Annotated in this window: 23 protein-coding genes; 3 read left to right on the top strand and 20 right to left on the bottom strand. The window is 36.3% G+C overall.

Features of this window, described 5'->3' with window-relative positions:
- Positions 1–111 precede the first annotated feature (111 nt).
- From IGJ12_RS05550 to terS, 6 genes are all read right to left on the bottom strand, one after another.
- Positions 112–915, bottom strand: coding sequence for a hypothetical protein (locus IGJ12_RS05550; RefSeq protein ID WP_430619453.1), 804 nt, complete (start codon positions 913–915; stop codon positions 112–114).
- 89 nt (positions 916–1004) lie between these two features.
- Entirely contained in the window at positions 1005–1193 is a 189-nt protein-coding gene (locus IGJ12_RS05545) for a hypothetical protein (RefSeq protein WP_428206275.1), read from the bottom strand.
- Positions 1194–1198: 5 nt separating this feature from the next.
- Complete coding sequence (locus tag IGJ12_RS05540) at positions 1199–2845, bottom strand: ADP-ribosyltransferase (protein ID WP_430619452.1); 1647 nt, start codon at positions 2843–2845, stop codon at positions 1199–1201.
- 5 nt (positions 2846–2850) lie between these two features.
- On the bottom strand, positions 2851–4242 hold the full coding sequence (locus IGJ12_RS05535) for a phage portal protein (RefSeq protein WP_171917618.1): 1392 nt from the start codon (positions 4240–4242) through the stop codon (positions 2851–2853).
- 13 nt (positions 4243–4255) lie between these two features.
- Positions 4256–5530, bottom strand: a complete 1275-nt coding sequence (locus IGJ12_RS05530) for a PBSX family phage terminase large subunit (RefSeq protein ID WP_430619451.1) — start codon at positions 5528–5530, stop codon at positions 4256–4258.
- Between the two features lie 5 nt (positions 5531–5535).
- Positions 5536–6354 (bottom strand): phage terminase small subunit, encoded by an 819-nt coding sequence (gene terS / locus IGJ12_RS05525; protein WP_430619450.1) that lies wholly within the window; start codon positions 6352–6354, stop codon positions 5536–5538.
- Between the two features lie 127 nt (positions 6355–6481).
- Here terS and IGJ12_RS05520 point away from each other — a divergent pair, with 127 nt between their 5' ends.
- The gene (locus tag IGJ12_RS05520; RefSeq protein WP_231455961.1) at positions 6482–7042 is read left to right on the top strand and encodes a hypothetical protein; all 561 of its coding nucleotides are present in this window, start codon (positions 6482–6484) and stop codon (positions 7040–7042) included.
- A gap of 259 nt (positions 7043–7301) precedes the next feature.
- On the opposite strand, the gene IGJ12_RS05515 is transcribed toward IGJ12_RS05520, so the two are convergent.
- The 10 genes from IGJ12_RS05515 to IGJ12_RS05470 all read right to left on the bottom strand — a co-directional run bounded on the left by IGJ12_RS05515 (position 7302) and on the right by IGJ12_RS05470 (position 11052).
- Entirely contained in the window at positions 7302–8237 is a 936-nt protein-coding gene (locus IGJ12_RS05515; protein WP_430619449.1) for a TIR domain-containing protein, read from the bottom strand.
- Positions 8238–8530: 293 nt separating this feature from the next.
- Positions 8531–9001: a hypothetical protein gene (locus IGJ12_RS05510; protein WP_430619448.1), complete on the bottom strand. Its 471-nt coding sequence runs from the start codon at positions 8999–9001 to the stop codon at positions 8531–8533.
- A 67-nt stretch (positions 9002–9068) separates the two neighbouring features.
- The gene (locus tag IGJ12_RS05505) at positions 9069–9224 is read right to left on the bottom strand and encodes a hypothetical protein (RefSeq protein WP_430619447.1); all 156 of its coding nucleotides are present in this window, start codon (positions 9222–9224) and stop codon (positions 9069–9071) included.
- Entirely contained in the window at positions 9184–9321 is a 138-nt protein-coding gene (locus IGJ12_RS05500; RefSeq protein ID WP_231472552.1) for a hypothetical protein, read from the bottom strand. Before IGJ12_RS05500 ends, IGJ12_RS05505 begins: the two co-directional genes overlap by 41 nt.
- Positions 9322–9335: 14 nt before the next feature.
- Entirely contained in the window at positions 9336–9578 is a 243-nt protein-coding gene (locus IGJ12_RS05495; protein ID WP_430619446.1) for a hypothetical protein, read from the bottom strand.
- A gap of 2 nt (positions 9579–9580) precedes the next feature.
- The gene (locus IGJ12_RS05490; protein ID WP_430619445.1) at positions 9581–9781 is read right to left on the bottom strand and encodes a hypothetical protein; all 201 of its coding nucleotides are present in this window, start codon (positions 9779–9781) and stop codon (positions 9581–9583) included.
- On the bottom strand, positions 9771–10157 hold the full coding sequence (locus IGJ12_RS05485) for a YopX family protein (RefSeq protein ID WP_430619444.1): 387 nt from the start codon (positions 10155–10157) through the stop codon (positions 9771–9773). The genes IGJ12_RS05490 and IGJ12_RS05485 overlap by 11 nt, the downstream gene beginning before the upstream one ends.
- Positions 10141–10353, bottom strand: coding sequence for a hypothetical protein (locus IGJ12_RS05480; protein WP_430619443.1), 213 nt, complete (start codon positions 10351–10353; stop codon positions 10141–10143). The genes IGJ12_RS05485 and IGJ12_RS05480 overlap by 17 nt, the downstream gene beginning before the upstream one ends.
- A gap of 2 nt (positions 10354–10355) precedes the next feature.
- Entirely contained in the window at positions 10356–10865 is a 510-nt protein-coding gene (locus IGJ12_RS05475) for a hypothetical protein (RefSeq protein WP_430619442.1), read from the bottom strand.
- A gap of 1 nt (position 10866) precedes the next feature.
- Entirely contained in the window at positions 10867–11052 is a 186-nt protein-coding gene (locus IGJ12_RS05470) for a hypothetical protein (protein WP_428219255.1), read from the bottom strand.
- 45 nt (positions 11053–11097) lie between these two features.
- Between IGJ12_RS05470 and IGJ12_RS05465 the strand changes: the two genes are divergently transcribed.
- Positions 11098–11241, top strand: coding sequence for a hypothetical protein (locus tag IGJ12_RS05465; RefSeq protein WP_428219254.1), 144 nt, complete (start codon positions 11098–11100; stop codon positions 11239–11241).
- A gap of 226 nt (positions 11242–11467) precedes the next feature.
- Positions 11468–11785 carry a hypothetical protein gene (locus IGJ12_RS05460; protein WP_144330465.1) on the top strand — a complete coding sequence of 106 codons (318 nt, stop codon included), beginning with the start codon at positions 11468–11470 and terminating at the stop codon, positions 11783–11785.
- 297 nt (positions 11786–12082) lie between these two features.
- Here the strand turns inward: IGJ12_RS05460 and IGJ12_RS05455 are convergent, their stop codons facing one another.
- From IGJ12_RS05455 to IGJ12_RS05440, 4 genes are all read right to left on the bottom strand, one after another.
- On the bottom strand, positions 12083–12274 hold the full coding sequence (locus IGJ12_RS05455) for a hypothetical protein (protein ID WP_101699408.1): 192 nt from the start codon (positions 12272–12274) through the stop codon (positions 12083–12085).
- Positions 12275–12415: 141 nt separating this feature from the next.
- The gene (locus tag IGJ12_RS05450) at positions 12416–12610 is read right to left on the bottom strand and encodes a hypothetical protein (protein WP_201689754.1); all 195 of its coding nucleotides are present in this window, start codon (positions 12608–12610) and stop codon (positions 12416–12418) included.
- Positions 12597–13193 (bottom strand): hypothetical protein, encoded by a 597-nt coding sequence (locus IGJ12_RS05445; RefSeq protein ID WP_201689756.1) that lies wholly within the window; start codon positions 13191–13193, stop codon positions 12597–12599. The genes IGJ12_RS05450 and IGJ12_RS05445 overlap by 14 nt, the downstream gene beginning before the upstream one ends.
- Positions 13186–13461, bottom strand: a complete 276-nt coding sequence (locus tag IGJ12_RS05440; RefSeq protein ID WP_428219252.1) for a hypothetical protein — start codon at positions 13459–13461, stop codon at positions 13186–13188. The genes IGJ12_RS05445 and IGJ12_RS05440 overlap by 8 nt, the downstream gene beginning before the upstream one ends.
- Positions 13462–13466: the final 5 nt, after the last annotated feature.

Below are 13466 nucleotides of genomic sequence, written 5' to 3'. Positions count from 1 at the left end.
CCTTTCGAGATTTTACGGTGCAACGACACCGGTTGGATTTGTTAGTTTAACGACGTTCCGGTCGATTTTTTTGCAAAATAAAAAGCCTAGTAAACTTACTAGACTTTGGTTTTACGTGATAGCTTCATATAGAAATCTACCTGTATTAGTTAGGTTGGTTTTTATTATATTACTATTTTGACCGAGTTGGGCTCCATAAATCAAACCCGAGCTAGACATTTCATTTACAGCTGTTTCAATTGAATTCTTGTCAAATTGCGGATTATAAGATTTGTATGCATCTACAAAGTGGGATTCAAATCCATTTACTCTTCCACCCATTGACATCATCATTTGCATTGAAAATGTTGGCCACTTCGGAAATTCTCCAATCATATAAAGTGACATTGGGCTTAGCTTATTGATTAGATTCAGAACTTGCTTTGCAGGAGGAAAAATTGCTTCTAAGTTATCAGAATCACTAATAGTTTTCATGACATTACTTAGTTTCTTAATAATCTCATCATCTAAAGGATTATCAGCGACCATATTATCAATTTTGCTAAATAGAGTCTGTCCATATAAGTCTGATAATACTTTTTCTAAGTTGTCAACTCCTTGTTCGATAGTATCAAATTTTTTCATGTACTCAGCCATCAATATAGATTTTTTTGCATCGTCCATATTTTCATCAAGTCTCTTTTTCCAGCTCAAAACTTCAAAAATAATATCTGATGTTCCTGCTGTAAGGATACTTAATCCTGACTTAATGGTACTTCCCCCAGCTTCAACAGTAGTATCAATTTTTACTTTTTCTTTTTGTTCTTCGCTCAGCTTCACGGCTTCAATTCGCTCTTGAAGAGACCTTGTTTCATATTTTAGGTACTCTTTAGGATTCTTTGCTATACTTTTTAGTAGGCCGTTATCTTCAGTCACAGTAATCCTCCTTCTAACTACTATTGCCAAACAATTAATTTCTAATCATGCTAAACTAGCACTCATCAGTATATATAGCGATTCCAGTGCTATTTTATTAGTCCTCTTTTTTTCATTTCAGCTTCAATAAGCTCTGCCTCTTGCTTAGTAAGTTCGACCCCAGCCCATGAATATCTTAATTCATCATCAGACAATTGAGCTATTTCTTCAGCTGTTATTTCCGTTTTCTTCCAATTTAATCCATCTACCATTTTTTGGAATTCCTCTTCAAAAGACAAGGTTCTCATCCTTTCCAACGCATCTTGATAACCATTATTTCACGATTGGCAAGTTGCCTTATTTCCGCTCCCATTATCTCATAGAATGAGCCTTTGTTCAAAATCATTTCACTTTCAATATGGTTTTCTGTGACGAAAACTTGAGCACCTTTAGGTACTTCGATTTCCATTTTTATATTGCGTACTTTATTAAATAGGTTTCTAGACGGAACAAGGCTTGTAGAAACAAATCCAGAACTTTCAAATGTTGCTGAGCCAGAGTTGAAGTGTTTCAATAGATTCTCAACTGATAGGCTGCCAATCTCCCGATAATGTGATTTTGCATAGTCTTGTAGCCAACTATTTTCAACCCATCTATTTGTAGATACAGCCTGTTTTAAGGTGTTTTTCTTAATTACTCTATCAAGCACACGAATAGTGTTCTTGCTGGCATCAGAAAGATTGGTTCCATTATCTCTCAAAAACTCATTAATTTTAAATGAGTTTGTTGTACCAATGTAACCATCTTTACCCTCATATAGAATCTTTTTGTCTCTTACTGAAACTTTTCCAGACTGCTTAATAAGCTTTTCAAAATCTTCTTTTTTAAGTTTGGCGTATTTGGTCTTAGAACCTTTGCTTTCTTCTTGAGCCTGTTTAATCTTATTGGCGTTAGCTATTTTCCATTCATTGAATGTTTGGTAATCCTCAACTGAACCTTTACCAGTGATTGGATCTCTCTGCCATCTTGACTTAGATTTCCACCCATTCATGACAGGAACACGAGTACAACGACAATTCGGGTGATCCGGACAACTGGGAATGTATCCAAACTTCTCCTTCAACTCTTTTGAAGTCTTACCATCAAATCCACCACAACGATCACAGGTATGAGCTTCAAGAGTAGCAAGCCATTCCCACTCCTCCACACCTGTTTCCGCCATTGCTTTATCATTGGCCACTTCAGCTAAGTGCGCCGATTCAGTTTGGACTAGAGTTGTCATTCTATTACGTAACACAGAATCGATTCCAAACATCATTTCTTTGACCGTACGATCCACACCCCATCCATGCAGTATGGATAGGGATATCGTTTTTGCCAATCGGTCTGGAATGTTTTTAAGATGGTTTTTCCAAATTCTTCCTGAAAAATTATTGCCTTTCCACGGTTTGGAGATGGCCACTTGCAGTGCATGACTACTGTAACGACTAAAATTCAAAGAAAAAGCGCCCTGATCCGTCAGTTCATAGATCTGACGGAGGTAACTCTCATTAAGCGATTCTTTTAGATGTGATTGCAGCGCTGCTTCTTGATTTTTCGCCATCTCGGCAAGTTCAAAGTAAAGCTGTCGTTGAAGCTGATCCAAACGACTGACTCTTGATTTGAAATACTCACGATTTAACTCTTGCTCGTAGCCGCCCGATATTGCTTTTTGCCGAAATTGCTCCAATGTCATTGACCAGGCCTTTTGTTCTTTCTTGGACAAAATCTGTTGTGCATCTTTAGATGAAATTTGATCGTTATCGGCATATCGGTCGATCCATCCTTTTATCTCTTTGTACATTGACTTTGATAAACGCCTGTATTCTTTTTGCATCTGTCGGATATAATCTTGGTCCTTTCGATCACGATCAATCGAAATCTGCAGGTAACGCTTTTGCCAATATCTCATTTAGATCATTCCTCCGGTCGATAATCATCCTCTCCTCGATATTCTTTTTGACGCTCCTCTTTTAGATTTGCGACCTCTGTCTCCCAATTCTCAACAATCGGGTTAGCCTTGGCAAGATTCTCTTCGCTCGTCACTGGAGCAAGTTTGCTGACAATGTCCGCTTGTTCAAGGTCATTGTTGATTGCAGAACGAGTCCATGTCTGTTTAATTGTAACGTTCGCATCTTTGCCAGAATATTCTAGAATAAATCGGACCAATTCAGCGAATCCTAAACGGAATTCTGTTTCTAACATCGACGCTTTAAGCTCTAGTAATGAGTACATATATTTTAAAGCAGCACCGCTGTTGTTCTGGCCAATATTTTTCTGAGGATCCACACCTTGTCCGTGGACAAATATACTATCTCGCGTCATTTCCAAAATCTTTGATCGTGCTTCAATTGGAATATCAATAGCGAGTGTCTCAACTCCTCCTTTAGCTCCTTGGCCATCATCTTCGACCTGAACCATTTTGTATTTTTTCAAGTCATTCAAGAATTCCTTTTTATCTTCCCCACCATAATTGGTCAACACATAAATGATTTCTTGAATATCGTCAACATCATTAACAAAACCAGAAAAGACCTTGTCATAGACGTCAATCAAAGCTTTGTACATTTCCAAATCTGGTTGTTGTAGAGGATTATTTCTCAAAGGAATGAATGGTAATCTTGACCATCCGTGTTTATAAGTATTTGTTGCGCCCGCTGGTTGATTCGTTGCAACATCTATGAGATTAAATACCTCGTATTCCTCTAGACTATCGAGTGTCTTGCTTTTTTTTCTAGAATAAGCACTACACTCTTCGTTATTCCAATACTCATATACCAATAAAACATCTCCCGCATCATCATAATCCTCATATACTCTCAAAATACCTTCTAATTGATTAGATAATCGCTTAGAGTATATCGGTATGATCTGCTTAGAATCAATGACCGCATATCGAAAGAAATTCTGGTGTTCTTCATCTCTCCACACATGTAACCATGCAATCCCTGCATTACTAGCATTGATACATAGATCTTTAGCAACTTTGGGATAGACATCCCCTAACAACTTTACGATTTCCTCATTTAAGTGTTTGTCATCAACGTCAAACAAAGGCGGAACCGTCATTGCATATGCAGCCTTTTGATTAACTAGAAGTTGATGAAACGAATGACTGATACGATTATCAGCATTCCTCAAAGGATTGTCGGGATCCTTATCTTTAATTCTATCCGCCAAAGGATTTCGCCTACGTAAGATGTCATTTTTATTTTCATAATATAGTTCTGATTTTCTGATTTTTCGAATTTTACTGGGAAACCCCTTCAGATTCTCACTAATGATTTTCTTGACTGTTTCAATGTCCAAATCGCAACACCTCCTACTTCATAATTTTTATTTTGGCTGGTTTCTTCATTTCTTCTTCACGAGAGTAACGAACCGCATCAATCGAGTGGTTATTTTTATCTGGATAAGACCCTTTAAGATTTCCGTTAGAGTCTCGTTCCAGCTCATAAGTTGAAAATTCTCGCTTAGTATTTGGACAACGATATGGATCGATGATAATTTCTTCCAGATCTTGCAGCCACTTGATCCCATGTTCGATAGAACCAGGTCCTTTTTTAGCTCCTTTTATCTTCAATCCTAAATCTTTGAATTCATTATTTGTTCTAGGTTCAGCGCTATCTGCTATAACAATTTCATTATCAGGATTTAGTTTTCTAATTGCTGAAACTGCCTTAAGGTTAGACAATCCCACTTTATGAACTTCTCCGAATATATAAAGCTTACGCCGCGTCTTGTCGAAATGATTTTTCGTGTAGTGCATCGGATCCCCGGCGTAACCGTGGTCGATACCGTGCGAAACTTTATCAAAGCTTGCAATTTCTTCATCAGTGATTTTACGGACAGTGATATTCTTAAATACTTCTGCACCTGTACCAGTCACCTCGCCTAGATACTCATGCTTGTATTTGTCCTCATTCGTCTTCTTAAGGTGTTCTGCCTCTTGGATGAACAATTCCCCTAACCATTCTTTCGGAACTGTCCTGTAATCGCTGTGATGGACAAAAACCTCATCACGAACTTGTTGCTGTTGAATTTCTAGGTTTGTCCAGTTAGTGTTACTTTCCGGCGGATTGAAAGAATAGAAGATAGTGATGCCTGCACCACCACGACCAAGAGATTGGTTGATCGTTCTAATTTCAGCCATTGAATTAAATTCATCGACTTCCTCATACCATATGAATTTTGCATAACCCCTACGGAATTTTGATGCCTTTACCTTTTTAGGCTTTTCTGCACCTTTGAATATAATTCGTTGCCCTGTCCTAATTTTAGTTATTCGTAGCGGCTTGACTGATGCATGATACTCATCGGTTAAGCCGAGAATGTCAATCGCCCAGAGCATTTGTTCATAAACTGACTCTCGAAGCGTTTCAGCTACTTTCCTTAAAACAACAGCATTTGCATTTGTATCCTTTTCAATGCCGAGAATAATTTCAACTGAAATAGCGGATGATTTTGTAGATCCACGACCACCTTTCAACCAATAGGAAGAATGCAAGCCGTCTTTTACTGCTTTGTGAAATGAATAAAATGAAGGAGCTAGAACATCAGTTAGTTTTACGTTTTTTTGCGTTACAACTTTCGCCATCCCAATCACCCAATATCGTCGATGATGTTGATAACAGTTCCGCCATCATTCTCATCGCCATCCTTATTGATCAATGCTCTGGTTGTTTGAGCTTTCGTGTGATCGATTTGTACGTCCATCAGCCTACTGCGCTTATCATTCATCGTTAGATCAGCAAGCTGCTTAACTGCACGCTGCAATTGAGCGCTCACTCGTGTTAAGGCATCTTCAATGGCCAAAATATCTTCAATTTTCCTGAACGATTTTTCTTTCCTCTCCGTCAAGACTAATTCTGGAACATCAACCTGAACTTTTCGTCCGAATTTCTTCGATTCGACAAGCGTCTTACGTCCTCGTAGCTCGAGAAGCTGTTCAGTTTCTTTCTCTGTTAGTCCGGCTTGCACATCAGCAATACGCTTCATCATCCGGCGCTGTCTTATTTTTAATAGCCGCACCTCTTCTGACATAACAAAAAAAGGATCATCATTCAAATTCGAATAAAGATCCTTCTCTTCTTCAGTTAGATATTCCGCAAATATGGTTTCATATTCCCCTGTTTTCAGCGCATTTTTATTGCCTGATGGCGGAGACGCCTGTTTGTTCCCTTTGTTTCCTTTGGCATTTTGATTCCCCGACGGCGCACCACCTCGATTGGTAACGTTCCTTTTCGCATTGGTAACATTACCTTTCAATTCTTCTGCCCATTTATCCTGTGATTTCCACTTTCGGATTTGAGAATCAGAAATGCCAAGTTCTTCTGCAATTTCTTTCAAAAGCTTTTTGCCATCGGATTTTAGCCATAGCTCTCTTGCTTCATCTCTTCTTGGATCTCGTTGCCTAGCCATTCAATATACACCACCTCACGATCATTAATTTGTTGAGTTTTGTTTTCTGATATTTCGAGCTGCCATTATATCTCAGCGCTTTTGCTAACTGTCCATGATATAATCATTGAAAAAAAGGATGTGCCCTATGGATAATAATATAGAAATCAACCAACTTGTTGCTGAATTGAGTGAAATCAATAAAAACACTTCGCTTGATTCTTTTGAAAAAAGAAAATTACAATCATATGTTTTCATAGCAAATTGCAACGGCCCTTCTGACGAATACAAAGACTTAATGTCAGATGTCACACATTTGTCTTTTCAGATTCAAAATTATCTACAAGAAAATAATATAGATCTTAAACAGACAGTTTTAGATTCATCTGAATTGACTGATGAATCTAAACAAGTTCTACTTTCTTACACTTCCGATCTAAAATATTTAACGCCTCGCGGTGGCTTTATTGAATTATTACCAGGGTTAGAGTTTAGCCAAGATACTGTAGAAGCTATAAAATTTTGGGTGTTGTTAGCAGGAAGTTTTGTAAATCTTCTCGCTATTTCACCTAAGTCCATAAAATCTATACAAGATATAATTTATAAACACTACGAAATTCAAAATATCAAATTAAAGAATCAAAAAGAAAAAATTGAATTGTACGAAAAAAAGAAAAATCTCACCAGATCAGAGCGTCATAAATATTAACTTAATTCTCAATATCTTTTAAGCATCGAGTCTGCTTCAATCCTTCTCCAGCTGCTTTTCTCGTTTTTTTAGATATTCTAAAACTATAGGATTTTGAAGGAGTTGAAAAGCTTGTGAACTGTCAGACACAGGACTTTGTTCAGCTTCAATGGCAACCTTTGTCTGATTCTTTTTTCGGTTTTTAAATTATCTACGAAAAGCTTTCGTTACCTTGTAGGTCCTCTCACAACCATTTAAATCACGATCCTTACAATTTCTATTAAAGTATTGTTATTTTAGTTTTTGAAGGCAAGAGTGAATATAAATCTTTCGTTATACTATTAATTGTTAAAGAAGAATTATTATATGTTTCTGCTAATTCAATTGTAACGTAGTAAGTCCCTTTTGAATTACGATTTATCCTTTTTAAGTTTATTTTACCATTGTATGAAAAAGCCCACTTTTTAATTTCCATTATGAATTCGTCATATTCTAGTTCGATATTACGGATTGCAATCTTATATCTAATAGGATCAACCACTTCTAATTCTTCTATTTCATTGAATAAATTATTCTGATAGTAGATAGTATTCTCATTTATTCTTTGAGGTCTATCTACCAAACTATTATTCAAGGAGTTTCTTTCCATTGATCTTAAAATGGATAAGACTTCTGATAATTGCCCGTCTTCATCTAATGTACCGCTAACTTCTTTAACTTCCGGACTTGGATTTTCAGTTTTAAATTTTTCGTATTGATTTTCAAAGTCAGGATACCATTTATCAAAAATCTCATCTAATATTGATTGATCAATTTGCCTTACATCTGTAATGTTTACATTAATCAACCTTATGAGTCTTCTAAAATCATCCTTGTTATAAGCAATTGCTTGGAATTGCGTCAACGGTCCCGTTATTCTTGATGGTTCAATATCATGTAAAAGAGGTATTACATTCGTATTTCCCACTTGATTGGATATAGCGCCAGCTTCAAAGTTTAACCAAGGTTGAACAATATTTTCTTCAACAACAAAAAAAATACCCATAGGATTTCCTTTTAAGCCGTCTTTTATACTGTCACTCCATCTTTCTCCAGGTTGAATATCATTGGGAGAATAATAAACTTCAAGTTGAGGTATTACTTTAGTTACCCAATTATTAAATATACATGCAAGTTTTTTACTTCTATCAGTTGACCAGCTTAAAAATAAATCCATTTTATCAAACCAACTTTCATTTTTAAACAATCATACCTTTCGATTAAAATGAAAGCAATAACAAAAAGACAGCACTAGCGAATTTCGAAATGAGGTTTTTCACCTCGCTTCAAAAAATTGTGCTGTCTTTCGTATCCATCAAAGAAGTAAAGCGATGAGGGATTAGCCCCCTTTCAGTTATTGAATAGTGTGAGTAGTCCAATAACCGTCTCTCCGTTTCTTCTACGCTATTAATATAACCCGATTAAATCAAGAAATATACACAGGCTTTGAGGTCGCATTTTGTGACAATGTCAAAACAAGCGCAACTGATTCTGGTCTGCTGCATAATAATCAATTTCTTCTTGCTTCTTTAAGCGGTCCTCTCGCCTTGCCTCATAATCATCAACAAACGACAACGTCTTTCGAATCTCTGTATGCCGCTTTCTGATATAAGATACGCTGTAGCCTGTAGCTTCTGCTATATCATAAACATCCATGTCATCAATATACTTTAATTTAACAATTTGATTGTCTGCACCGCTGAACGAATCAATCAATTCCATCAGTTCAACTTTTTCTTTTTCAAGCAGCTCTAGTTCATTCTCTATGATCCTGATGTTTTCTTCCAACGATGATGATCTTGAATTTTTTTCAAGGCGCACGTTTGCTAAATCACCGTTGACCCATCGATCTAATTCCAACCTACTCTTGTTAAGATTCCATTTCATGAAGAGTATTTGTTCTTCTAAGTCTTGGTAGTTTTTAAGCCATTGAAATCTCACAAACGCCACCCCTTTATGGTAAAATAGTCTTGTCACAGGTCACTTACCCAAAAGGTAGTGGCTTTTTTTATTTATCAAAATGTGAACCATGTTGATGTTCTTCATTGATGACCAAACTTTTCAAGGTCTTACCAAGGACTTTTTTATTAATCGTTCCGTTCGCCTTGGCTTTTTCTAGTAACTTACGCTTCTTCTTTTTTACTTTCGATTTTTTCTTTGGCAATGGCTTGCTTCTCCTTTTCATCTAATTCTTTACCGAAAATTACACTTGCGACCACTGTCGCTACGACTGCGAAAAAAATTGCTACTGCAAAGTCCATCATTTATCCTCCGATTACAAGATAGCTTTGATTTTTTTCAGTTGCTTTCTCTTGATTCTTGATTTCTTTGTCCTACGATAAATTTGATGATATTTCTTGACCCTTGGATCTCTGGATTGTTTGATTTGAATATTTAGAACAGCTTCATCCATTGAATCTCCAAATAACCTAAAAGCGTTCGATATACGGTTTGCTATTTCTTTCCATTCGTTATACGCATTAATAAACAATTTTTGACTCGTTTCATCTGATGACATTTTCATCCACCTGCTTCCATCGCATCCCTTGCTAACGGATCGTTGATAATAATCTTGTACTTCATCTTCTCATGCTGCAGCTGCTGTTCTAGCTTTATGATTTGCTGTTGTTGGTTGAATATTGTATGGGATAGCCAACTCAAGCCAGCGATCGTTAGCAGTATTGATACAACAGCCAGTACCGTATAATGATTAACTTTCATTGGATTGATCCAAAAGTTCTGGGTTCTCGTAGATGTTGCCGGCGACAGTTACATAAGGTTTTAATCTTGCTAACAAAAGATTACCCGCACACCAAGTTAGGTCCCCTTCATTCCAAGAAATCGCATAATCATCATCAATTTCGATGCCAGCGCCCGATTTTTCTATTTTCTGAAATGGATGATTTCTTACTGAAACGATATCCCCCTCGAAAATCTCCACGTCGTTCTTGTCTTTCAAACCAGTGGATTGCATGAGTTCTAATCCACACATTTCAGGTCTCATAAAAACATTTCGCAAATTATACCCATTTAACAAATATCTCCAAGAAATCATTTCTTTATTGTTTTTATCCCACGCTCTAAATTTTGGTACCATTTTGTCCCTCCTGTTCAAACAAACGAATGGCACGACCACAAGCAAGCTCATTGTTAAATCTGTAAATATTTTTCCTTACAGAATCCAGATCTTCTTCTTTAACTTCTTGATTCATTTTGTATGAAAAATTTGCCCAATCATTAAAGGAATTAAGCCAACCTTGTTCCTCATGGTCAGTGGTAATGATGTATTTCATCCTTATTCCTCCTGCTCATTCTGTTGGATTGTATCAATCAAATTAATGACCTGCCCTTTGCTAAGATTACCTTTGATCCCCAAGACCTTCTTTTTCAGATTCAATTTGATTGCAGCTGAAATTTCTTTAGAAACCTTATCCGATATTTTTTCAGTGATTTGCTTTTCTTGTCTTTTCAGCTCGTTGACTTCATCAGCTAACTGCTTTTTTTCGATCTTCAGCGTATTATTTTTTGATTCTAGATCTTCTATACGTGACTTATAATGATCGATGCTGTAAAGTCTCCCATTCAAATCCGCAATTGTTTTTTCTTTGTTCTCAAGTACGACTTTCAAGGCATCAAATTGCTGCAGATCATTTTGAAGTTTTTCAATTTCAGAATCTTTCTTTTCAATTTGTAATTCCAGAGACTTCTCTTTCTCGTATCCTTGAACCACATATTTTTTCAGATTATCTACCGGAATTTGATCTGCTAAATCATATTCTTTTTTCTTCTTTATTAATCCGAACATCTTATCCCTCCTGTTTGATTTCGACGGCAATATATTTTGCAAAAACGTAGACACCCTCAATTGTTCCTTGATACCACCTAACATGGCTATCTTGGATATTGAATCCAGCGCCCAGATAGTGGTTCAACATATTTTCTAGTTCCTCACCAGACACATGATTTAAAACCTCAACTTTTACTTCACTCATTCTTATCCCTCCGTTCATGATATAATCGCCATAGGAGGCGATTGTATGAAATTTTTTAAATTTGATTACAGTAAGGGTAATAAACCTTTTCTTATCATGGCAATTGTATTTTTTATATTAGGTATTGGGCCAAGATTTTTTTGGTTTTTTATGGGTTTAGTTTTCCTTTTGTCCTTCTTAGAAGAATAGGTTTACTGATTTTTTTCTATCGCTGAAGATTGTGTAATTACTCTTTCATCCATTTTAAACATTGACTGATTACTTTAATGACCTGAGTTTCTTGTTTTAAATCAAGCATTTCGAAATACATGATACTTTTACTTCGAGCGGATAATTTAACGCCCTCTAAAGTTGATATTTTTCACAAAAATTCTTTTATATATGGTATTGTTTACATATTAAAGGAGGTTTAAAAATGTCAGAATTCATTAAAAATACTGCTGGTGCCAAGATTTACACAGATGCTTCGAAACATGAACCACTAGAATTTAAGGATGAGGGTACATCTTATAACGTACTTTCAGCTGGTTTCATTAATCCAAAAAATTCATTTGACAAACATCCAATTGTAACCGTTTCTACAGACAAAGGTCCTGTCGCCTATACCATCCCACAAGAATTAACAGGTTGGGTGATTCAGTTAATCAACTTTGCCCAAAGTGATACTGCAGTTCTACCAGAAATAGTTGAATTTGGTCGGAATAATGGTAATGTATATGCAGAGATAAAATGATTTTTTATAAAGTTTATTTTTCAATTGTCCCCTACTTAAGCTGATCTATTTTTATCAGCTTAAGTTTTTTCTATTTCGTCGGATAACTGACTTGGTAAAATATGTTACAATACCTAAAAGGAGGTATTGCTTTGGGAACTTTTTTAGCTTTTATTTGGTATATTTTTATAGGATTTATGCTTTATGGAATCATCAGATTGGCAGTTAAACACGGAATTTCCGATTCCAAAAAAAATAATTTATGATTCTGTTGCTACTCTTTTAGGGTAGTTTTTTTATTTCCACAATTTTGGTGGATTACTGACTCTCAATCTTTTCAAAAAGTATCGAATAATCATCGATCTTTAAAGATTTTGCAATATCCTCAACAGTCCGCAATTGAATTCCGGCTCTTTTCTTTCTCGCTTCTTCGTGAGTTTTTCTCAAAGCTACTTTCTTAGCTTTTAAGTGCCAGTCAACGTTTGTCCAAAATACTTCGAGAATGTCCATTTCCCCACTCCTTCATTTCTTTGCGAACAGCACCACCATCTTTATTACAGACCGGACAGTTGATTGCTACTGCCCGGCCAAACATATCTTTTCCCCAAATAATCCTTTCGCCTTTACATCGATTGCATTTCATGGGATCACCTACTTAATCTGGTTACTTTCCAATAAGTGAAGGTACAATAATCCAACATCGATCAATTTCTCATTCATGATTTGAGCAACTTCGCTTGGCTTAAACCCTTTAACAAAGAGATCTTTTGCTTGGTTAATCACGCCGACGCTCCAATAGAATTTTGCATCTTCAAGAATAATTATTTTGCCGTCATTCTTCCCCATCCGAATCACCTGATAATTCTTTGAAGATCACTTCATCTTTTTTCTTGCTCCAAGTATCAGCGAATGGTGCGAAGTACTGACGAGAGATTTCAATCTGATCAATCAATGCATCTTCAGACATTTCATAAACAGCAGCTACTTCGGAAATTTTCTCGCCCTCCTCGATTTGAATTAATACATCACGAGGATTGATTGTGATGCTGTCCGGTAATGGCAATGAGGTAGCATTTTTAATGAATTCATCAATGGTTTCTTTGGAAACTTGAATCTCAACCATTTCAATTTCTTCAACGCCATCACCGACATCTAAAGAAGTTTGTTCTTCTTTCAAGACTTCAATTGTTCCATCGCTATTTACTGCATAATTGACGTTCGGACGTTTAGTCTGTTTATTGATAGGAAGCGTGTAGCCGACTGTTTCAGGTTGGATCGTAACTGATACCGTCTTGCCTAAAAAGTCGCTCAAGTCGTCATAGCGGCCTTTCAGTGATCCGTTGTTTACCACTAGTAGCACTTCTACATTTCCGTTAGATTTTGATGTAGCCTTTTTTACCTCTGGTCGAAAGTTTACTTGTTTAGTCATTTTTGTTTTCCTCCAATTTTAATTCGATTTGAAAAGCTTCTTGTACTTCTGTTAAAGCCGTCCGATAATCTTCAATAGTTTTAATTTCTGTTCCGCCACCGAGCGTGTAGTGTTTCTGAACACCTCTCATTGCCATTTCCAAAGTTGGGTAATGTCCAACTAATGTAGATACTTCATTACCATTTTTCTCGCTAATCCTAGCTTTACTTACCGAGACAGAGTTTTCATCGCTTGTTATTTGGTAATCTAAAACCCTCATGTTTAGCACATTTA

The sequence above is a fragment of the Enterococcus sp. DIV0802b genome (genome assembly GCF_050543535.1).
GTDB lineage: Bacteria > Bacillota > Bacilli > Lactobacillales > Enterococcaceae > Enterococcus_D > Enterococcus_D entomosocium.
The sequence above is the reverse complement of the archived record's forward strand: the minus strand, read 5'-3'. Positions and strand labels throughout refer to the sequence as shown.